General features: G+C 65.8%; 20 protein-coding genes and 1 pseudogene. 20 read left to right on the plus strand and 1 reads right to left on the minus strand.

Annotated features, from left to right (window positions below):
* The first annotated feature begins 63 nt into the window (after positions 1-63).
* The 17 genes and pseudogenes from BG457_RS10430 to BG457_RS10510 all read left to right on the plus strand — a co-directional run bounded on the left by BG457_RS10430 (position 64) and on the right by BG457_RS10510 (position 14,763).
* The gene (locus BG457_RS10430; RefSeq protein WP_071797102.1) at positions 64-1,278 is read left to right on the plus strand and encodes a phage portal protein; all 1,215 of its coding nucleotides are present in this window, start codon (positions 64-66) and stop codon (positions 1,276-1,278) included.
* Positions 1,275-1,517 (plus strand): GTA head formation protein, RCAP_rcc01685 family, encoded by a 243-nt coding sequence (locus BG457_RS10435; RefSeq protein WP_071797103.1) that lies wholly within the window; start codon positions 1,275-1,277, stop codon positions 1,515-1,517. The genes BG457_RS10430 and BG457_RS10435 overlap by 4 nt, the downstream gene beginning before the upstream one ends.
* Before the next feature lie 11 nt (positions 1,518-1,528).
* Positions 1,529-2,059, plus strand: a complete 531-nt coding sequence (locus BG457_RS10440; RefSeq protein ID WP_071797104.1) for an HK97 family phage prohead protease — start codon at positions 1,529-1,531, stop codon at positions 2,057-2,059.
* A gap of 92 nt (positions 2,060-2,151) precedes the next feature.
* Positions 2,152-3,357 carry a phage major capsid protein gene (locus BG457_RS10445; RefSeq protein WP_139257679.1) on the plus strand — a complete coding sequence of 402 codons (1,206 nt, stop codon included), beginning with the start codon at positions 2,152-2,154 and terminating at the stop codon, positions 3,355-3,357.
* 83 nt (positions 3,358-3,440) lie between these two features.
* Positions 3,441-4,028, plus strand: coding sequence for a head-tail connector protein (locus BG457_RS10450; RefSeq protein WP_071797105.1), 588 nt, complete (start codon positions 3,441-3,443; stop codon positions 4,026-4,028).
* A complete protein-coding gene (locus BG457_RS10455; protein WP_071797106.1) occupies positions 4,025-4,366 on the plus strand; it encodes a head-tail adaptor protein in 342 nt (113 codons plus the stop codon). Before BG457_RS10450 ends, BG457_RS10455 begins: the two co-directional genes overlap by 4 nt.
* The gene (locus BG457_RS10460; RefSeq protein ID WP_071797107.1) at positions 4,363-4,773 is read left to right on the plus strand and encodes a DUF3168 domain-containing protein; all 411 of its coding nucleotides are present in this window, start codon (positions 4,363-4,365) and stop codon (positions 4,771-4,773) included. The genes BG457_RS10455 and BG457_RS10460 overlap by 4 nt, the downstream gene beginning before the upstream one ends.
* A gap of 25 nt (positions 4,774-4,798) precedes the next feature.
* Positions 4,799-5,200: pseudogene (locus BG457_RS10465) on the plus strand (phage major tail protein, TP901-1 family); the annotation flags it as partial.
* A 110-nt stretch (positions 5,201-5,310) separates the two neighbouring features.
* Positions 5,311-5,625, plus strand: a complete 315-nt coding sequence (locus BG457_RS10470) for a gene transfer agent family protein (RefSeq protein WP_071797108.1) — start codon at positions 5,311-5,313, stop codon at positions 5,623-5,625.
* The gene (locus BG457_RS10475; RefSeq protein WP_071797109.1) at positions 5,622-5,837 is read left to right on the plus strand and encodes a rcc01693 family protein; all 216 of its coding nucleotides are present in this window, start codon (positions 5,622-5,624) and stop codon (positions 5,835-5,837) included. The genes BG457_RS10470 and BG457_RS10475 overlap by 4 nt, the downstream gene beginning before the upstream one ends.
* Complete coding sequence (locus BG457_RS10480; RefSeq protein WP_071797110.1) at positions 5,821-6,456, plus strand: phage tail tape measure protein; 636 nt, start codon at positions 5,821-5,823, stop codon at positions 6,454-6,456. The genes BG457_RS10475 and BG457_RS10480 overlap by 17 nt, the downstream gene beginning before the upstream one ends.
* Positions 6,457-6,468: 12 nt before the next feature.
* Complete coding sequence (locus BG457_RS10485; RefSeq protein WP_071797111.1) at positions 6,469-7,101, plus strand: DUF2460 domain-containing protein; 633 nt, start codon at positions 6,469-6,471, stop codon at positions 7,099-7,101.
* On the plus strand, positions 7,098-7,979 hold the full coding sequence (locus BG457_RS10490; RefSeq protein WP_071797112.1) for a DUF2163 domain-containing protein: 882 nt from the start codon (positions 7,098-7,100) through the stop codon (positions 7,977-7,979). The genes BG457_RS10485 and BG457_RS10490 overlap by 4 nt, the downstream gene beginning before the upstream one ends.
* Positions 7,976-8,404 (plus strand): C40 family peptidase, encoded by a 429-nt coding sequence (locus tag BG457_RS10495; RefSeq protein WP_071797113.1) that lies wholly within the window; start codon positions 7,976-7,978, stop codon positions 8,402-8,404. Before BG457_RS10490 ends, BG457_RS10495 begins: the two co-directional genes overlap by 4 nt.
* Before the next feature lie 13 nt (positions 8,405-8,417).
* Positions 8,418-12,353, plus strand: a complete 3,936-nt coding sequence (locus tag BG457_RS10500; RefSeq protein WP_071797114.1) for a baseplate multidomain protein megatron — start codon at positions 8,418-8,420, stop codon at positions 12,351-12,353.
* Positions 12,354-12,438: 85 nt separating this feature from the next.
* Positions 12,439-12,729: a DUF7742 family protein gene (locus BG457_RS10505; RefSeq protein WP_071797115.1), complete on the plus strand. Its 291-nt coding sequence runs from the start codon at positions 12,439-12,441 to the stop codon at positions 12,727-12,729.
* Positions 12,730-12,951: 222 nt separating this feature from the next.
* Positions 12,952-14,763, plus strand: coding sequence for an ABC-F family ATP-binding cassette domain-containing protein (locus tag BG457_RS10510; protein WP_071797116.1), 1,812 nt, complete (start codon positions 12,952-12,954; stop codon positions 14,761-14,763).
* A gap of 36 nt (positions 14,764-14,799) precedes the next feature.
* Here the strand turns inward: BG457_RS10510 and BG457_RS10515 are convergent, their stop codons facing one another.
* A complete protein-coding gene (locus BG457_RS10515) occupies positions 14,800-15,531 on the minus strand; it encodes a cyclic nucleotide-binding domain-containing protein (protein WP_071797117.1) in 732 nt (243 codons plus the stop codon).
* A 250-nt stretch (positions 15,532-15,781) separates the two neighbouring features.
* Between BG457_RS10515 and BG457_RS10520 the strand changes: the two genes are divergently transcribed.
* The 3 genes from BG457_RS10520 to BG457_RS10530 all read left to right on the plus strand — a co-directional run bounded on the left by BG457_RS10520 (position 15,782) and on the right by BG457_RS10530 (position 19,368).
* Positions 15,782-16,255: a universal stress protein gene (locus BG457_RS10520; RefSeq protein WP_071797118.1), complete on the plus strand. Its 474-nt coding sequence runs from the start codon at positions 15,782-15,784 to the stop codon at positions 16,253-16,255.
* A 31-nt stretch (positions 16,256-16,286) separates the two neighbouring features.
* A complete protein-coding gene (locus BG457_RS10525; RefSeq protein WP_071797119.1) occupies positions 16,287-17,933 on the plus strand; it encodes an MFS transporter in 1,647 nt (548 codons plus the stop codon).
* Positions 17,934-18,003: 70 nt separating this feature from the next.
* On the plus strand, positions 18,004-19,368 hold the full coding sequence (locus tag BG457_RS10530) for an MFS transporter (protein ID WP_071797120.1): 1,365 nt from the start codon (positions 18,004-18,006) through the stop codon (positions 19,366-19,368).
* Positions 19,369-19,387 lie beyond the last annotated feature (19 nt).

The following is a 19,387-nucleotide window of genomic DNA, read 5'->3' on the forward strand; positions in this document are numbered from 1 at the left end:
GGCGCCCCCCCGAGAGTATTTCCGGCAAGAAAATGGGGTTGGGTTGGATGGAGAGAGCCTGAGATGTTCGAGTTTTTGCGCAGGGGCAAGGCCCCGGAGACGGCGGTTCAGGCGGGGGCAGAGGCGAAGGCCTCGGCTGTCGGGCCGCTGACGGCGGGGCGGATTGCCGGGAAGGGCCTGGCTTATGGCGTGGCCGGGACGGGCTGGACGGCGCGCGACGGGGTGTCGCTGGCCCGCGCCGGGTTTCTGGGCAATCCGGTGGGGTTTCGGGCCGTGAAGCTGATTGCCGAGGCCGCATCTGCGTTGCCTTTGGTGCTGCAGGATTGCGAGCGGCGCTATGAGAGCCATCCGGTGCTGGATCTGATCACCAGGCCCAATCCGGCGCAGGGGCGGAGCGAATTGTTCGAGGCACTTTATGCGCAGCTGCTGCTGTCGGGCAATGCCTATCTGGAGGCGGTCACGGATGAGGCGGGCGCGGTGCGCGAATTGCATGTGCTGCGTTCGGACCGGATGAGCGTGGTGCCGGGCGCGGATGGCTGGCCGGTGGGCTATGACTATACGGTCGGCAACAAGGTGCATCGGTTTCATGTGCAGGGCGGCGTCGCACCGATCTGTCATATCCGCTCTTTCCATCCGCAGGATGATCATTACGGGCTGTCGCCGCTGGAAGCGGCGCGGCGGGCGGTGGATGTGCATAATTCGGCGTCGAACTGGTCGAAGGCGCTTCTCGACAATGCCGCGCGGCCCTCTGGCGCGATTGTCTATCGCGGCGCGGATGGGCAGGGCGCGCTGAGCCCCGAGCAGTTCGAGCGCTTGCAGACGGAGATGGAGGCGCATCATCAGGGCGCGCGCAATGCGGGGCGTCCGATGCTGCTGGAAGGGGGGCTCGACTGGAAGCCGATGGGGTTCTCGCCCTCTGACATGGAATTCCAGAAGACCAAGGAGGCGGCGGCGCGCGAGATCGCGATTGCTTTCGGGATTCCGCCGATGCTGCTGGGGGTGCCGGGAGAGGCCACTTACGCCAATTACCAAGAGGCCAATCGCGCCTTTTACCGGCTGACGGTGCTGCCGATGGCGATGCGGGTCACGGCGGCGGTGGCGCATTGGCTGTCGGGGTTCATTCCGGGGGCGGTCGAGTTGAGGCCGGATCTGGATCAGGTGCCGGCGCTCGCGGTTGAACGCGAACAGCAATGGCGGCGCGTGGGCGAGGCCAGCTTCCTGACCGATGCCGAAAAGCGCGTGCTGCTGGGGCTGCCGCCGCTTGTCGAGGGCGCATGAGCGCGCGGCGGGCCGTGGGTGGCTCGCGCTTTCTCTATGACAGTTTCGAGGCGGCGCAGGTGCATCTGGAGGCGCAGGAGCGGCTCTTTGAGGCGCGCAAGGAGGCGCTGGATTTTCGTCTCGGGCGGCTGGAAGGGGCGTTCGAGCGGCTGGAAAAGCGGCTGTGGCTGGCGGTTTATGGCGTGGCCGCAGGCGTGTTGATGCATGGCGCGCTGGCGCTTCTGAGCATCGTGCAGTGAAAGGATTTCGCATGGAATACAAGTATTTGCAGCGTGATGCTGGTGTGGTGCTTGAAGACGGGCACCGGATCTCGGGCTATGCCTCGGTCTTTGGGCGGCGCGACAAGGGCGGCGATACGGTGTTGCCCGGGGCCTATGCTGCGTCTTTGAAGCGTCTGGCGGCGCGGGGCGAGCGGGTGCGGATGCTCTGGCAGCATGATCCGGCGCAGCCGATCGGGATCTGGGATGAGGTTCATGAGGATGCGCACGGGCTGCATGTGACGGGGCGGTTGCTGCCAGATGTGGCCCGCGCCCGCGAGGCCAAGGCGCTTTTGCAAGCGGGGGCGGTTGACGGGTTGTCGATTGGCTATCGCACAATTCGCGCCGAGGCGGTGGCGGGGGGCGGGCGCAGGCTGGTGGAGCTGGATCTCTGGGAGGTCTCGCTGGTCACATTCCCGATGCAGGCCGAGGCGCGGATCGCGTCGAAATCGGATCTGCTGGCCCAGCTTGCGGGCCTGAGCGCCGAGATGCGGGCCGCAAGGCTGCGTGTTGCGCGGCTCTGAGCGGCGCACGCTGGCTTCACCTGATCTTGGGGGCAGCGCGCTATTCTGCCCCCTGACCTGAAATCACCCTATTCCAAGCAGGAGAGACGACCATGACAGACCCCGTGCCCATGGCACCGGGCCAGAGCGGCACGGCTTTGCCCGTCGCCGATGGCCTTGAACTCAAGAGTGCGATGCAGGGCTTCGCGCAGGACTTCGACGCCTTTCAGGCGGAAATCACCCGGAAACTTTCTCAAACAGAAGAGCGACTGACCATGCTGGATCGCAAGACTGCCTTTACCCCCGCCCGCCCGGTGCTTGCCCAGGCCGATGCGGGCCTGAGCCTGCATCACAAGGCGTTTGACGCCTATCTGCGGCGCGGCGATGAGAGCCCGATGCGGGGCCTTGAGATCGAGACCAAGGGGCTGAACACGCTGACCCCGGTTGATGGCGGCTATCTGGTCGATCCGCAGACGGCGGAGAGCATCAAATCGACGCTGGCGGCGACGGCCTCGATCCGGGCGATTGCGAGCGTTGTGACGGTTGAGGCGAGTTCCTTTGATGTGCTGGTCGATCACAGCGATGTGGCCTCTGGCTGGGCCACGGAAACCGACGATGTGCTGGAAGGGGCCACGCCCAAGATCGACCGTATTCCGATCCGCCTGCATGAATTGTCGGCGATGCCAAAGGCGAGCCAGCGGCTGCTCGATGACAGTGCGTTCGATGTCGAGGGCTGGCTGGCCGGGCGGATCGCGTCGAAATTCGCGCGGGCCGAGGCGGCGGCTTTCATCAATGGCGATGGTGTGGACAAGCCGCGCGGCTTTCTGGACCATGACGCGGTGGCGGATGCGGATTGGGACTGGGGCGAGATCGGCTATATCGCGACCGGCGAGGATGGCGATTTTGCGAGCACCAATCCGGCGGATGCGATTGTCGATCTGGTCTATGCGCTGGGGGCGTCCTACCGCGCCAATGCGGTTTTCGTGATGAACTCGAAAACCGCCGGTGCAGTGCGCAAGATGAAGGACAACGATGGCCGGTTCCTGTGGTCGGATGGTCTGGCGGCGGGCGAGCCTGCGCGGCTGATGGGATATCCGGTGCTGGTGGCTGAGGATATGCCCGATATCGCGACGGATGCTTATGCGATTGCCTTTGGCGATTTTGCCGCTGGCTACACGATTGCCGAGCGCCCGGATCTGCGGGTGCTGCGCGATCCGTTCAGCGCGAAACCGCATGTGCTGTTCTATGCCACCAAGCGCGTGGGCGGCGATGTGTCGGATTTCAAGGCGATCAAGCTGCTGAAATTCGGCGAGGAATGATCCTGCCGGTCCTGCCCTGTGCCGGTCGCGGCATGGGGCAGGGCACCCCGTTGTTTTCCTGAATCTCTGCACGAGGCCCCGAGATGGATCTGAGAGAGACCAGCCCTGTTCCTGCTGCTGCCCTGCCTCTGGCAGAGTTTCGCGCGCATCTGCGCCTGGGATCGGGGTTTTCCGATGAGGTGACGCCGGATGCCACGCTGGAGCAATATCTGCGCGCGGCGCTGGCCTCGGTCGAGGGGCGCGTGGCGCGGGCCTTGTTCCGGCGCGACTATCTGCTGGTGCTGACGCGCTGGCGCGAGGACTATGCCCAGCGTCTGCCGGTGGCGCCGGTGGTGGCTGTGGCCTCGGTCACGCTGGTCAATGCGGGCGGGGTGGAGATGGTGGTCTCGCCCACGCGCTACCGGCTGGACGGCGATGGCACGCGGCCAAGGCTGGAAGCGGCGGGAACGGCGCTGCCGATGATCCCGACGGGGGGGCGGGTCGAGATTGGCTTTACCGCCGGGTTCGGCCCGGCCTGGGAGGATATCCCGGCGGATCTGCGGCAGGCGGTGCTGCTTCTGGCCGCGCAATATTACGAAGGGCGCGACGGCACCGGCGATAGTGATGCGGCTTTCGGCATCCGGTCGCTGCTGGAACGCTGGCGCGATCTGCGCATGGGAGGGGGCGCATGAACCGCGCGCCCAATCTGAGCCGCGCGCTGGTGCTGGAGACGCCGGTGACGGTGCCGGATGGTGCCGGGGGTTTTGCTGTGAGCTGGCAGGGTCTGGGCACGCTCTGGGCCGAGATCCGGGCCGGAGCCGGGCGGGAGCGCTTTGCCGCGCTGGGGCCTGCGGGCGAGGTGAGCCTGCGCATTCTGGTGCGTGCTGCGCCTGTGGGATCGGATCAGCGCCCGCGCCCGGAGCAACGCTTTCGTGAGGGGGCGCGGCTGTTTCGAATTCTGGCTGTGGCCGAGGCGGATGTGCAGGGGCGCTATCTGATCTGCACGGCGCGAGAGGAGATGCCCGCATGAGCTATGTGATTGCACCCGCGCTGCAGGCGGCGATCTATGCGCGGATGGTAGGGGATGCGGCACTGCAGGCGCTTGTGGGAGACGCCATTTTTGACGCGATCCCGCCTGCGACGCCGCCTGCGAGCTATGTGTTGATCGGCCCCGAAGAGGTGTTCGACCGCTCTGACAAGACCGGGCACGGGGCCGAGCACCGGCTGGTGATCAGCGTGGTGAGCAATGCCATGGGGTTTCTGGCCGCCAAGGAGATTGCCGCGCGGATCAGTGAGCTTCTGGACGCGCCAGCGTTGGTGCTTTCGCGCGGGCGGCTGGTCGGGCTGTGGTTCGAGCGGGCCGAGGCGCGCAAGATCGAGGGCGACCAGACCCGGCGGATCGACCTGCGGTTCCGTGCGCGGGTCGAAGACAACTGAGTTCACGCAACATAAGGGGGCGCAGATGGGCGCACAGAATGGCAAGGATCTGCTGGTCAAGGTCGATATGACCGGGACCGGACAGTTCGAGACTGTCGCGGGGCTGCGCGCGACGCGGCTGAGTTTCAATGCCGAGTCGGTCGATGTGACCTCGGTCTCGTCGCAACAGGGCTGGCGCGAGTTGCTGGGCGGCGCGGGGGTGAAATCGGCGAGCATCTCGGGCTCGGGCGTGTTTCGCGATGCGGCGACCGATGAGCGCGCGCGGGCGATCTTTTTCAATGGCGAGACGCCGGAGTTTCAGATCATCATTCCCGATTTCGGGGTGGTCGAGGGGCCGTTCCTGATTACGGGCCTTGATTATGCGGGCAGTCATAATGGTGAGGCGACGTTTGAATTGTCGCTGGCCTCGGCCGGGATGCTGGAATTTCTGCCCGATATGAGCGCGGAATTTGCCCCCGGCGACCCGGCGGACCCGGAAGATCCGGGCGATCCCAGCGATCCGGTCGAGCCGCCGCACCCGGATGATGAGGGGGCGCCATGACCAACCCCCATGCAGGCGAGGTGGCGCTGGTCATTGATGGCGAGATGCATGTGCTGCGCCTGACGCTGGGCGCGCTGGCGGAGCTGGAAACCGCGCTTGGCGAGGACACGATCCTTGGGCTGGTGGAGCGGTTCGAGCAGGGGCGGTTTTCCGGTCGCGATGTGCTGGCGCTGATCGTGGCGGGGCTGCGCGGCGGCGGCTGGCAGGGGCAGGCGTCGGATCTGATGCGCGCCGAGATCGCGGGGGGCTTGCCGGGCGCGGCGCGGATCGCGGCGGAACTGCTTGCGCGTGCCTTCACGCCGCCTGCATGAGTGCGCCCGGGTTCGACTGGCCCGCGCTGATGCGGCTGGGGCTGCGCGAGTTGCGACTGCATCCGCGCGATTTCTGGGCGCTGACGCCGGCGGAACTGATGCTGATGGCGGGGCTGGAGGCCGCGCCCGGCCCCTTCACACGCGCGCGGCTGGAGGAACTGGCGGCGCGCTACCCTGACACGAAAGGCAAGCGACATGACAACGCTCAGTGACCTTGAAGCGCAGATTGCGGCGCTGGAGGCGCGGCTTGGCCAGACCACGGGGCTGGTATCCGATTTCGACAGCGAGCTGGCGGGGCTGGGGCGCAATCTGGTCTTTACCGGGCGCGAGGTTGATGCGCTGTCGCGCAATTTCTCGACCGGGCTGCGGCGGGCTTTTGACGGGGTGATCTTTGACGGGATGCGGTTGCAGGATGCGCTGCGCGGCATTGCCCAGACGATGATCAATTCGGTCTATAGTGCCGCGATGCGCCCGGTGCAGAACGCGCTGGGCGGCGCACTTGCCGGGGCCTTGCTGCCCTTTGCGCAAGGCGGTGCCTTCAGCGCGGGGCGGGTGATGCCTTTCGCCACGGGGGGCGTGATCTCGCAGGCCACGGCCTTTCCCATGCGCGGCGGCACCACGGGGCTGATGGGCGAGGCGGGGCCGGAGGCGATCCTGCCGCTCTCGCGCGGGCCGGATGGGCGGCTGGGGGTGCGCGGGGCAGGCGGCGGCGGTCCGGTCCATGTGACCTTCAATATCTCGACGCCGGATGTGGCGGGGTTCCAGCGCTCGCAGACGCAGATCGCCGCGCAGATGGGCCGCCTGCTCGCGCAGGGCGCTCGCAATCGCTGAGGGGGCAGAGCAATGGCATTTCACGAAATTCGTTTCCCGGCCAATCTGAGTTTCGGGGCGCTGGGTGGGCCGGAGCGGCGCACCGAGATTGTTGAGCTTGCCAATGGGCATGAGGAACGCAACACGCCCTGGGCCGGGTCGCGCAGGCGCTATGATGCGGGGTTTGGGCTGCGGGCGCTGGATGATCTGGAAGCGGTGATCGCGTTTTTCGAGGCGCGGCAGGGCATGCTGCACGGGTTTCGCTGGAAGGATTGGGGGGATTACCGCTCGGCCCCGGCCTCGAAACCCCTGACAGCGTTCGACCAGCTTCTGGGCTTCGGCGATGGCGAGACGCGCAGCTTTCAGCTGCGCAAGGGGTATCGGTCGGGCGAACAGGTCTGGTGGCGCGAGATCGCGAAACCTGTGGTGGGCTCGGTTCTGGCCGGGATCGGCGCAGAGGCGATGACGCTGGGCGAGGATTACGAGGTTGATGCGGCAACCGGCATTGTGAGTTTCAATTGGGCGCCTGATCTGGGGGCGGAAGTCAGCGCGGGGTTTGAGTTTGACGTGCCGGTGCGGTTCGACAGCGATCTGATCCAGATATCAGTCGCGAGTTTCAAGGCGGGCGAAGTGCCGAAAGTCCCGGTGGTGGAGGTGCGGCTGTGAGCCTGAGCGCGCATCTGGCCACAGGGGCCACGACGATCTGCCGGGCCTGGGCGTTGGAGCGGGCTGGCGGCGCGGTGCTGGGCTTCACTGATCATGACCGGGATCTGGGTTTTGAAGGTGTGGTGTTTCGCGCCGAGGCCGGGCTGACCGCGCGGGCGCTGGAGCAGGTGACGGGGCTTGCGGTGGACAACTCCGAGGCGGTGGGGGCCTTGCGCGATGCGGGGCTGCGCGAGGAGGATATTCTGGCGGGACGCTATGATGGCGCGGGGCTGCGTATCTGGGAAGTGAACTGGGCCGATGTGGCGCAGCGGCGGCTGATCTTTCGCGGCAGCTTGGGCGAGATCACGCGGGCCGGGGGCGCGTTCCGGGCCGAGTTGCGCGGGCTGTCGGAGCCGCTGGGGCAGCCGGGGGGGCGGATTTATCATGCGGCCTGTTCGGCGGTGCTGGGGGATCATGCCTGCCGGGTCGATCTGGGGGCGCCGGGGTATGTCGCGGAAGTGCCGGTGGTCTTCGCGGGTGAGGGCGTGGAGATAGGTTTTGCGCCGGTCGGGACGGTCGGGCCGGGCTGGTTTGCCGCGGGGCGGCTTTTGGTGCTGTCGGGCGCGGCGGAAGGGCTGGTCGGGCATATCCGCGATGACCGGATGCGCGACGGCGCGCGCGTGCTGACGCTCTGGGACAGTCTGCGCGCGCCGCTTGCGCCCGGCGATATGGTGCGGCTGGAGGTGGGCTGCGACAGGCAGGCTGCGACCTGTCGGCTGAAATTCGACAATATGCTGAATTTTCAGGGCTTCCCGCATATTCCGGGCGAGGATTGGATGAGTGCCTATCCCAAGGCGGGGGCGCCCAATTCCGGCGGCGCGCGGCGGGGCTCGGGATGAGCGCGCGCGGCGTTCTGGACGAAGCCGCGCTCTGGATCGGCACGCCCTATCACCACCGCGCCAGCCTGCGCGGGGTGGGGGCGGATTGTCTGGGGCTGATCTGCGGGCTGTGGCGCGCGCGGCATGGTCCCTTGCCCGAAGCCCTGCCGGATTACAGCCCGCGCTGGGATGAGGCGGGGGCGGAGGAGCGGCTCTGGGCCGCGCTCGCGCGGCATCTGGTCCCGGCGCTTGTGCCTGCCGATGGGCAGGTGCTGCTGTTCCGGCTGCAGCCGCGGGCGCTGGCCAAGCATCTGGGCGTGCAATGCGAGGCGGGGCGGGGGTTCATCCATGCCTGCCCGCGCGCGGGCGTGGTGCGGGCCCCGCTGTCGCAGCCTTGGGCGCGGCGCATCGTGGCGCGCTTTGATTTTCCGCCGATTTCTGACTGAACTGGAGTAACCCATGGCAACCTTGGTCCTGTCTGCGGTCGGCGCGGCGATCGGCTCTGGCGTCAGCGGCACGTTTCTGGGCCTGACGGGCATGGTCGTGGGCCGCGCGATTGGCGCGACTGTCGGGCGCATGATCGACCAGCGGCTGCTGGGCGGGGGCTCTCAGGTGATCGAGGCGGGCCGGATCGAGCGGCTGCGGATGACCGGGGCGAGCGAGGGCGCGCCGGTGCCGCTGGTCTGGGGGCGCGTGCGGCTGGGCGGGCAGGTGATCTGGTCGTCCGAGTTCCGCGAGACTGTCACGACCTCGGGCGGGGGCGGCAAGATCGTCAGGAAACCGAAGGTGCGGGAATATTCCTATTCGATCTCGGTGGCGGTCGCACTGTGCGAGGGGCCGGTCTTGGGCGTGGGGCGCATCTGGGCCGACGGGCAGGAGCTTGCACCGGCGGATCTGAATATCCGGCTCTATTCCGGCGGCGACGATCAACTGCCTGATCCGCTGATCGAGGCTATCGAGGGGGCAGGGCAGGTGCCTGCCTATCGCGGAATTGCCTATCTGGTGATCGAGGATCTGGAACTGGGCGCGTTTGGCAATCGCGTGCCGCAACTGAGTTTCGAGGTGATCCGCGCGGTGCAGTCGGACGCGCGGCAAAGCCTGTCGGATCATGTGCAGGCGGTGGCGCTGATGCCGGGATCGGGGGATTTCGCGCTGGCGACGACGCCGGTTTATGCGCGGGGCGGGGGCGCGGGTGGCGATGGTTTTTCGGGGGCGCTGAGCGGTTTTTCCAGCACCCCCGCCGATGTGCCGATGAACCTGAATGCGCCTTCCGGGCTGAGCGATCTGGACAGCTCGCTTGATGCCTTGATGCGCGAATTGCCTAATTGCGGCTCGACGTTGCTGATTGTGTCGTGGTTCGGATCGGACCTGCGGGCGGGGGTCTGCACAGTGGAGCCGAAGGTCGAGTATTCCGACCGGATGGCGCCTGCGCAGCCCTGGTCCGTGGCCGGGCGCGCGGCGAGTGCCACGCCGGAAGTGCCGCGCGTGGAAGGGCGCCCGGTCTATGGCGGCACGCCCTCGGATGCCTCGGTGATCGAGGCGATTGCCGCGCTGAATGCGCGCGGGCAGAAGGTTGTCTATTACCCGTTCATGCTGATGGAAGTGCTTGCCGGAAATAGCCTGCCGGACCCGTGGTCAGATGCCGAGGATCAGCCGGTTCTGCCCTGGCGGGGGCGGATCACCACGGTGAAGGCACCGGGGCTGGCGGGCAGCACGGATGGCACGGCGGAGGCGGAAGCCGAGGTTGCGGCGTTTTTCGGGACCGCGCAGGCGAGTCATTTCAGCATTTCCGGCGGGGTGGTCAGCTATTCCGGGCCGCAGGACTGGCGCTACCGGCGCTTCATCCTGCATCAGGCGGCGCTCTGTGCAGCGGCGGGGGGCGTGGATGCCTTCTGCATCGGATCCGAGATGCGCGGGCTGACGCAGATCCGGGGCGCGGGCAACAGCTTTCCGGCAGTGGCGGCGCTGCGGGCGCTGGCGGCGGAGGTGCGCGCGATCCTCGGGCCGCAGGTGAAGCTGACCTATGCCGCCGACTGGTCGGAATATTTCGGCTATATCACGGGCGAGGGCGACCGGTTCTTCCATCTTGATCCGCTCTGGGCGGATGAGAATATCGACCTGATCGGGATCGACAATTACATGCCGCTCTCGGATTGGCGCGATGGGGCGGATCATGCGGATGCCGCTTTCGGGACTGTGCATGATCTGGGCTATCTGACCGGCAATGTTGCGGGGGGCGAGGGCTATGACTGGTTCTATGCCTCGGATCCGGATCGCGCGGCGCAGATCCGTACGCCGATTGAGGACACAAGCGAATGGGGCGAGCATTGGATCTGGCGCTATAAGGATTTGCGCGGCTGGTGGGAGAATGACCATCATGACCGGGTGGGGGGCGTGCGTGCGGCCCTGAAAACCGACTGGGAGCCGCGTTCCAAGCCCTTCTGGTTCACCGAATATGGCTGCGCGGCGATAGACCGGGGCACGAACCAGCCGAATGTGTTTCTGGACCCGAAATCCTCTGAGAGTTTCGCGCCCCATTTCTCGCGCGGTTGGCGCGATGATGCGATCCAGATGCAATATATCCGCGCGGTCAATGCCTATTGGGCGGAGCCTGCGCATAACCCGGTCTCGGAGATTTACGAGGGGCCGATGGTGGATATGTCGCGCGCCCATCTCTGGGCCTGGGATGCGCGGCCCTATCCGTGGTTTCCGGGCAATGCGGCAATGTGGTCGGACGGGGCCAACTGGGCGCGCGGGCATTGGATCACCGGGCGCGCGACGGGCCAGCCGCTGGATGCGCTGATCGCCGAGATTTGCGCGCGGGCGGGTGTCGCGGATGTGGATGTCTTGCGCGTGCATGGGGTGGTGCGCGGCTTTGCTGCGGCATCGACCGAGGCGCCGCGCGCGATGCTGCAATCTCTGATGCTGGCCTACGGGGTCGAGGCCGTCGAACGCGAGGGGCGGCTGATTTTTCAGATGCGCAACGGGCGGGCACTGGCGAGCCTTGGCCGCGATGATCTGGCGCGCAGTGATGAAGGGGATGTGACGCTGATCCGCGCGCCCGAGGCGGAACTCTCGGGCCGGGTGCGGCTGGGCTATGTCGAGGAAGGCGCGGATTTCGAGATGCGGGTGGCGGAAGCGGTCTATCCCGACGCAACGGCCTTGCGGGCGAGCGGGTCTGATCTGCCGCTGGTGTTGTCCGAGGGCGAGGCGGTGTTGATCGCAGAGCGCTGGCTGGCACAGGCGCGGGTGGCGCGCGACACGTTGCGGCTGCGGCTGCCGCCCTCGCGCGATTTGGGCGCGGGGGATGTGGTGGCGCTGGATCTGGGCACAGGTGTGGGGCTGTGGCGGATCGACCGCGCGACGCTCTCGGGCGGGCGGATGATCGAGGCCACGCGGGTCGAGGACAAGCTCTATGACTGGGGCGAGACCGGGCGCGCGGGTTTGGGGCTGCTGAATTTCCAGCCGCCGGGGCCGGTGCAGCCGGTGTTTCTGGACCTGCCGCTGATCACCGGCGAGGAAGAGGCGCATCATCCCTGGCTGGGGATCACGGCGCGGGTCTGGCCGGGGCTGGTGGCGGTGCATCATCGCGCGGGGGGCGAGCAATTCGATCTGGAGGTGCTGGTCGGTGCCCCTGCGGTGGTGGGGGTGACGGAAACCGCGCTTGCCGCCAGTGCGCCGGGGCTGTGGGATCGTGGCCCTGCGCTGCGGGTGCGGATGCTGAGCGGCACGCTGGCGAGCGCGGCGCCCTTGGCGGTGCTGAGCGGGGCCAATCTGATGGCGATTGGTCTGGGCGAGGACTGGGAGCTGTTCCAGTTCGCCGAGGCCGAGCTGGTCGCGCCGGGTGTCTATGATCTGCGGATGCGGCTGCGGGGGCAGCAGGGGACCGACGGGATCATGCCCGAGACCTGGCCTGCGGGGGCGCTGGTGGTCATGGTCGATGCGCGGCTGGAGCAATTGCCGGTGCCGTCGGGTGCGCTGGGTCTGCCGCGCGGCTACCGGATCGGGCCTGCCTCGCGGCCCCTGAGCGACCCGAGCCAGCGCGATTTCGAGGCGGTGTTCCGGGGGGTCGGGCTGCGGCCCTACCGGCCTGCGCATCTGCGGGCGCGGCCGGATGGGGCGGGCGCGCTGGTGGTGCGTTGGGTGCGGCGTACGCGGATTGGCGGTGATGGCTGGGGAATGGTGGAGGTGCCGCTCTCCGAGGTGGCGGAAGCCTATCTGCTGCGCGTGCGTCAGGGCGGGGCAGTGCTGCGCGAGGTGACGCTGAGCGCGCCGGAATGGCTCTATTCCGCCGCGATGCAGGCGCAGGACGGGGGCGGGGTGGTGATCGAGGTGGCGCAGGTCTCGGATCTGTTCGGCCCCGGTCCTTTTGCGAGTGTTGAGGTCAGTGCATGACGCCCCCTGCGCAGACGGCCCGCCCGCCCAACCCCGCAAATCCGCTACGCGGCTTTGCTTGCCGCCTGCGCAGGGCGCTGGGCTGATGCGGGAAATCACGCATGGGGATATCCGTGTGGCGGCGCGTGTGCTGATTGCGCGGCCAGAGCCGGAGTGGCCTGCGCTGATGGCGCGACTGCTGGAGGACGCCCATCACGCCGACCGCTACCGCAAGGCGCAGGGCCGGCATCATCCGCGTCTGGGCAATGGCACTTTGATGAGTGCGGCTTTCGGCATCGGGGTGGCGCCGGAACCGCTGCCCTCGGACAGCCGCTATCTGGCGGCGATCCGTGCCGTGATCGAGGCGGTGCTGGACTGGCGGTTGCGCCAGATCTAGCGTGCATTCCGACCAGCTTGGGCAGGCTGCGCGGCAAGCGCGGTTGACGGGGGGCGGGCCTTGCGGCCCGCGGCCTCTCAGTGAGAGTATTTTTCGGCAAGATGAAGTTGGGCAAGATGAAGTCCGGGGGCATGAAAACGGGCTGCGGCGCAGGCTGATCGGGAAGGGCGCCAGCGCGGAAAGCCCTTTCACTGGCGCAGGGCGCAGTCTATATGCGCGGCCATGGCACAGGCACCCCTTCTGCAACTTTCGAACATCTCGCTGACTTTCGGCGGCAATCCGGTTTTTGACGGGCTTGATCTGGTGATCCAGCCCGGCGACCGCGTGGCGCTGGTGGGGCGCAATGGCTCGGGCAAATCCACGCTGATGAAGGTCATGGCGGGGCTGGTCGAGGCCGATTCCGGCGCGCGCTCGCTCTCGCCCGGCACGACGGTCGGCTATATGGAGCAAGACCCGGATTTCGCGGGTTTCGCGACTCTGGGCGAATTTGCGGCGCAGAACCTTGATCCGTCAGAGGTGTATCGCATCGAGATGGCCGCCGAGGGGCTGGATTTTGACCCTGATCTTGCGCCCGAGCGGGCCTCTGGCGGCGAGCGGCGGCGGGCGGCGCTCGCGAAGCTTCTGGCCGAAGCGCCGGAATTGATGCTCCTGGACGAGCCGACCAACCATCTGGATATCAATGCGATTGGCTGGCTGGAAGCGCGGCTGCGCGAGACGCGGGCGGCGTTTGTGCTGATCAGCCATGACCGCGCCTTCCTGCGGGCGCTGACGCGGGCGACGCTCTGGGTGGATCGCGGACAGGTGCGGCGCCGCGAATCGGGGTTTGACGGGTTCGAGGAATGGCGCGACACGATCTGGGCCGCCGAGGATGAGGCCCGCCACAAGCTGAACCGCAAGATCAAGGCCGAGGCGCGCTGGGCGGTTGAGGGGATTTCGGCACGGCGCAAGCGCAATCAGGGCAGGGTGCGGGCTTTGGCCGCGCTGCGGGCCGAGCGGGCAAGCCAGATCAAGCGGCAGGGCACAGCGGCGATGGCGCTGGAAGCGGCCCCGCCCTCGGGCAAGCTGGTCGCCGAGCTGGAGCATGTGAGCAAGAGCTTCGGCGACCGCCCCATTCTGCGCGATTTCTCGCTGCGGGTGCTGCGCGGCGAGCGCGTGGCCTTTGTCGGCCCGAATGGCGCGGGCAAGACCACGCTGCTGAAGCTGATCACCGGGCAGATGGAGCCGGATAGCGGCATGATCCGGCGCGGCACCAATCTGGAAATGGCGGTCTTTGATCAGACCCGCGCGCAGCTTGATCCCAATGCCACGCTCTGGGAGAACCTGACCGGCGATCCGCTGATGCGGGTGCCGGGGCAGGCTGATCAGGTCATGGTGCGCGGCACGCCCAAACATGTCGTGGGCTATCTGAAAGAATTCCTGTTTGACGAGGCGCAGGCGCGCGCGCCGGTGCGCTCGCTTTCGGGGGGCGAGAAGGCGCGGCTGCTTTTGGCGCGGATCATGGCGCAGCCTGCCAATCTGCTGGTGCTGGACGAGCCGACCAATGATCTGGATGTGGAAACGCTGGATCTGTTGCAGGATATCTTGGGCGAGTTTGATGGCACAGTGCTGCTGGTCAGCCATGACCGGGATTTCATCGACCGGATCGCCTCGACTACGCTGGTTTTTGAGGGCGAGGGACGGGTGACGGCCTATGCGGGCGGCTGGAGCGATTATCTGGCGCAGCGGCCCGAGGTGAAGGCGCCGGTCGAGAAAACACCGGCGGCTACTGCTGCCCCGGCCAAGGGCAAGCCCAAGGCTGCGGCCAGATCGGGGCTGAGTTTCACTGAATCCCACCGGCTGGAGGCACTGCCTGCGGAAATTGCGCGGCTGGAAGCGGAGATCGCGAAACTGGCCGATTTGCTGTCGGATGCAGAACTGTTCACCCGCGAGCCGGTGAAATTCCGCAAGGCGACCGAGGCGCTGAGCACAAGGCAGGCCGCATTGGAGGCGGCTGAGGAAGAATGGCTGATGCTGGCGGAAAAGGCGGAAGGCTAGGAGTCGCCGCCTGAGGTGAGCATTTCAAAAGCCGTGTCAGGTGATCAGCCCCGTTCCGGTCGCGGTGGAACCTACGTCCAGCCCGTCGATCAGTTTGTCCGGCTTGACCAGCGCTGTCAGTTTGGCGCGGTCAGTGATGATGACCCGCGCGCCGTCGATCTTTATGCCATTGCTCTCCAGGGATTTCAGCGTGCGCGACAGGTTCTCGGGCGTCATCCCCAGGTAAGAGGCCAGCAGGCGTTTCTCGACCGCCAGCGTATAGCTGGCTGCGCCGCCCGCGATGATGGAATGGCGCAGCAGATACGCCGCGACACGTTCACGCGAGTTGCGCAGTTTCATCGATTTCGCACTGCGCACCACCGAGCGGTAACAGGCGGCAAGCTCGTTGATCACGGCGACCGCGAATTCCGGGTCGCGCCGGAACATTGAGCGCAGATCCGAGGCGGGGACCAGTACGATGCGCGTGCGCTCCAGCGTCCGGGCGGTCATCAGATAGGGGGCGTCGCGGATACAGGCGGCCAGAATGAAGGTGGAGACCGGGCGCACCACGGCCATGGTGCATTCGCGCCCGGCCCATTGTCCGACCAGTTCGACCGAGCCTTCCATCACGATATGCAGAAAATCGGCCGGATCGCCCTGCCGGATCATTTCCAGACCCGGCGGGAAGATCTGGTCGTAAGAGGCGGTCATCAGTTCGGTGAAATTGGCCTGTACCATGTCGCGGAACAGGGGAAGGTGCCGAATCTGGGGGTCTGTATCGGGGCGCATCGGTTCTCGCTTTTGGTCGGTTAACAATTATCAATTGAAGTGACCCATAAAGTCAACGCTTCAATTCGCGTTTTTCGGATGACGAATTGTGCTTCCGTGAAGGCAACCACGACAGGCGGCAATTCCGGCGTGTTTTCGTGCAGGCCAGCCGCTCAGATTGACATGCATCAAGTTTTCTGACCCGGCGCTATGTCCCTGTCGCGCCAGAGCAGGTGCGTTCTCGTGCGCCTGCACCCTTCAGGAGACGCCCATGCATGTGATGCTGGCCTATGACAATTCCCGCAATTCGCGGATCGCACTTGATGCGGTGCGCGGATTGTTCAACCCGATCAAACCCCGGATAACGCTCATTTCCGTGGTCGAGGATGTGGGCAGCACGACCGCTGGCGCCGATGACATGTTCAGGGCCCAGTATGAGGAGCAGAAATCGGGGACCGAAGCGGCGGCGCATGGTCTGGCCGCGGATGGTTTCGAGACCTCTGTTCTGATCGCCGAGGGGGATGCGCGCAAGATGATCCTGCGCGCGGTCGAAGAGAAGCAGCCGGATTTGCTGGTTCTCGCCCGACACAGCCACAAGCCCGACCCCGGCCCGCTGAGCTTCATCACCCGCAAGCTGGATGCGCTGGTCGAGGAGTTCGACCACATGACCTTTGGTTCGACCAGCGCCTTTCTCGCGCGGCGCGCGCCCTGTCCGCTTCTGATCATTCCGACCCACGCCGAATGATTCCGCTTCACATCTGATTTCGAGGTCTGACATGCAGATCAGCGATCTTTTCCGCTACAAGAATGCCGAGATCAAGGCGCTCCACCTGACATGGATTGCCTTTTTCATGTCGTTTTATGTCTGGTTCAACATGGCCCCGCTGGCTAGTTCCATGCTTGCCTCGGTGGACTGGCTGACGCGGGATGATATCCGCCTCTTTGCCATTGCGAATGTGGCCCTGACCATTCCCGCCCGCATCATCGTCGGCATGGCGCTGGACCGCTATGGCCCGCGCCGGGTGTTTTCCGTGCTGATGGTGCTGATGGCGATCCCGACCTGGGTCTTTGCCTTTGGCGATACGCGCGAAGTGCTGTTCATGTCGCGGCTTGTGTTGTCCTCGATCGGGGCGTCATTCGTTGTGACCATTCATATGGTGGCGCTGTGGTTCCCGCCGCGCAGCATCGGCTTTGCCGAAGGGTTTGCTGCGGGCTGGGGGAATTTCGGCTCGGCTGCCGCCGCGATGACGCTGCCGGTGATCGCGCTGCAGATCTTTGGCGGCCCGGAGGGCTGGCGCTGGGCCATCGCGACTTCGGGGCTGGTGATCGCCGCCTATGGTGTCTTCTACTGGTTCGCCATCACCGACGGGCCGACCAAGGACACGCATAAGAAACCGCGCAAGGCCTCGGCTCTGGAAGTGTCGAGCTGGGGCGATCTGGTGATGCTGTGCATCTTCACGGTGCCGCTGGTCGGGATCCTGTCGATCCTTGTCTATCGCGTGCAACTGATGGGCTATATCGACGCGATGACGGCTGTCATCTGCTACGCGGCCATCGCCGTGATCGTGACCTGGCAGGTCTGGCAGGCGATCCGCGTCAATGTTCCGATCCTGCGCAAGGGCGTGCCGGAGGATGACAGATATCCGTTCAAGTCGGTTGCGGCGCTGAACATCACCTATTTCGCCAATTTCGGCGCGGAACTGGCCGTGGTGTCGATGCTGCCGATGTTCTTTCAGGAAACCTGGGGTCTGACGGCTGTGGCCGCCGGTCTGATCGCGGCGAGTTTTGCCTTCGTGAACCTGTTCGCGCGGCCCATGGGCGGGCTGGTCTCTGACCGTTTCGGCAACCGCCGCTTCGTGATGATGGCCTATATGTTCGGCATTGCGCTTGGCTTCGTGATGATGGGGCTTCTGAACTCCAGCTGGCCGCTGGTGATCGCGATTGCCATCACCATCCTGTGCTCCTTCTTCGTGCAGGGTGCGGAGGGTGCAACCTTCGGGATTGTCCCCTCGATCAAGCGCCGGGTCACGGGCCAGATTTCGGGCATGGCGGGCGCCTACGGCAATGTCGGCGCGGTATTCTACCTCTTCGTCTTCATGTTCGTCGATGCCTCGACCTTTTTCTTCATCATCGCGGCAGGGGCGGCGATCAGCTGGGTCGTGTGCTGGTTCTGGCTGAAAGAGCCCGAGGGCGGGTTCGGGGATGAATATGTCATCTCTTCCGTAGACCGCGAGATCGCGCGTGAGGCGGCCGAGAAGAAAGCCCTCGATCAGGAATTGGCCGCGATTTTCGTGACATCCGAGAAGGTCGAACTGACCGAGCGCGGCACGGGGCTGCAACTGAAAGCCCAGTTCCGCTCGGTCGAGGAGCTGCGCGCAGCGCTTGCGCAGATCGGGCGCAGCAGAGCGCAGCCCGCCGAGTGATCCACCGAGTATTGCGGGCCCGCAAGGGTGTGGGTCCGCCACAAGTTCAGCCAGGAAAGGCGAGACACCAATGACGGTACAACAGACAAATCAGATCCCGTCGTCGCGGACGTGGTTGCAGAATTGGGAGCCTGAAAATCAGGCTTTCTGGGAGGCGGGCGGCAAGCGGCAGGCATGGGTCACGCTGATCCTGACCACGGCGGCGCTGACCATGGCCTTCATCACCTGGTTTCTGGTTTCGGCGCTGGTGGTGCGTCTGCCGCAGATCGGGTTCCAGTTCACCGCAAGCCAGCTCTTCTGGCTGGCGGCGATGCCGGGCCTTGCGGGCGGCAGCTTGCGGCTGATCCATATGTTTCTGGTGCCGATCTATGGCACGCGGCATGTGATCTCGCTCTCCACGCTGTCGCTGCTGATCCCGCTGGTGGGCTGGTTCTATGCCGTGCAGGATCCGACCACGCCCTATTGGGTGCTGATGCTGCTCGCGTTTCTGGCGGGCTTGGGCGGGGGTAATTTCTCCAGCTTCATGCCCTCGACCAGCATGTTCTTTCCCAAGCGCCTGCAAGGCACGGCGCTGGCCATTCAGGCGGGGGTCGGCAATTTCGGGGTGTCGGTCGTGCAATTCGTCACGCCCTGGGTGATCGGATTCGCGCTTCTGGGCGGCATGGCCTGGATTGGCGAGCCGCAGACGATGACGCGCGCGGGCGTTGACTCACAGATCTATCTGCAGAATGCGCCTCTGGTGATGATCCCCTTTGTCGCGGTCTTCGGCATCACGGCCTGGATCTTTCTCAAATCGATCCCCATCACCTCGAATTTTCGCGAACAGTTCGACATCTTCAAATCGGGCAATACCTGGGCGCAGACCTCGCTTTATATCATGACCTTCGGGGCGTTTTCCGGGCTGGCCGCGACTTTCCCGCTGCTGATCCGCCTGATCTATGGCGAGTATGAGGGCGCCCCCGATCCGCTGGCATGGGCGTTCTACGGGCCGCTGATCGGCTCGGCCAGCCGCGTGATCGCAGGCCCGGTTTCCGACAAGCTGGGGGGCGCGCGGGTGACGCATTGGGCCGGGCTTGGCATGCTGGTCTGTGCCGGTCTGGTGGCCTGGATCGTGACCGGCGCGGACAGTCTGGCCTCTTTCCCCATGTTCGTGACCGGGATGCTGGCGCTCTTCTTCTTTGCCGGTGTCGGCAATGCCTCGACCTTCAAACAGATGCCGATGCTGTTTGCGCCGCGTCAGGCGGGGGGCGTGATCGGCTTCACGGCGGCGATTGCGGCTTACGGGCCTTTCCTTTTCGGGATGCTGTTTGCCTGGTCCTTCGCGGCCTTCCAGTCCGCTGCACCGGTGTTCTGGGGGCTGGCCGCCTTCTTTGCCTTCAATGTGGCGCTGAACTGGGTGCTCTATGCCCGCAAGAACGCGCCTTATCCCTGCTGAATTCGCCTGTGGGCGCGCG

The sequence above is a fragment of the Natronohydrobacter thiooxidans genome, assembly GCF_001884735.1.
GTDB lineage: Bacteria > Pseudomonadota > Alphaproteobacteria > Rhodobacterales > Rhodobacteraceae > Roseinatronobacter > Roseinatronobacter thiooxidans_A.

Bases quoted from the DNA above. Each gene is read 5' to 3' on its own strand.
- BG457_RS10480 (WP_071797110.1), top strand. From the start codon at position 5,821: ATGACAACGCTCAGTGACCTTGAAGCGCAGATTGCGGCGCTGGAGGCG.
- BG457_RS10475 (WP_071797109.1), top strand. From the start codon at position 5,622: ATGAGTGCGCCCGGGTTCGACTGGCCCGCGCTGATGCGGCTGGGGCTG.
- BG457_RS10440 (WP_071797104.1), top strand. From the start codon at position 1,529: ATGGAATACAAGTATTTGCAGCGTGATGCTGGTGTGGTGCTTGAAGAC.
- BG457_RS10435 (WP_071797103.1), top strand. From the start codon at position 1,275: ATGAGCGCGCGGCGGGCCGTGGGTGGCTCGCGCTTTCTCTATGACAGT.
- BG457_RS10505 (WP_071797115.1), top strand. From the start codon at position 12,439: ATGCGGGAAATCACGCATGGGGATATCCGTGTGGCGGCGCGTGTGCTG.
- BG457_RS10520 (WP_071797118.1), top strand. From the start codon at position 15,782: ATGCATGTGATGCTGGCCTATGACAATTCCCGCAATTCGCGGATCGCA.
- BG457_RS10455 (WP_071797106.1), top strand. From the start codon at position 4,025: ATGAACCGCGCGCCCAATCTGAGCCGCGCGCTGGTGCTGGAGACGCCG.
- BG457_RS10500 (WP_071797114.1), top strand. From the start codon at position 8,418: ATGGCAACCTTGGTCCTGTCTGCGGTCGGCGCGGCGATCGGCTCTGGC.
- BG457_RS10445 (WP_139257679.1), top strand. From the start codon at position 2,152: ATGACAGACCCCGTGCCCATGGCACCGGGCCAGAGCGGCACGGCTTTG.
- BG457_RS10460 (WP_071797107.1), top strand. From the start codon at position 4,363: ATGAGCTATGTGATTGCACCCGCGCTGCAGGCGGCGATCTATGCGCGG.
- BG457_RS10485 (WP_071797111.1), top strand. From the start codon at position 6,469: ATGGCATTTCACGAAATTCGTTTCCCGGCCAATCTGAGTTTCGGGGCG.
- BG457_RS10430 (WP_071797102.1), top strand. From the start codon at position 64: ATGTTCGAGTTTTTGCGCAGGGGCAAGGCCCCGGAGACGGCGGTTCAG.
- BG457_RS10515 (WP_071797117.1), bottom strand. From the start codon at position 15,531: ATGCGCCCCGATACAGACCCCCAGATTCGGCACCTTCCCCTGTTCCGC.
- BG457_RS10510 (WP_071797116.1), top strand. From the start codon at position 12,952: ATGGCACAGGCACCCCTTCTGCAACTTTCGAACATCTCGCTGACTTTC.
- BG457_RS10530 (WP_071797120.1), top strand. From the start codon at position 18,004: ATGACGGTACAACAGACAAATCAGATCCCGTCGTCGCGGACGTGGTTG.
- BG457_RS10450 (WP_071797105.1), top strand. From the start codon at position 3,441: ATGGATCTGAGAGAGACCAGCCCTGTTCCTGCTGCTGCCCTGCCTCTG.
- BG457_RS10495 (WP_071797113.1), top strand. From the start codon at position 7,976: ATGAGCGCGCGCGGCGTTCTGGACGAAGCCGCGCTCTGGATCGGCACG.
- BG457_RS10525 (WP_071797119.1), top strand. From the start codon at position 16,287: ATGCAGATCAGCGATCTTTTCCGCTACAAGAATGCCGAGATCAAGGCG.
- BG457_RS10470 (WP_071797108.1), top strand. From the start codon at position 5,311: ATGACCAACCCCCATGCAGGCGAGGTGGCGCTGGTCATTGATGGCGAG.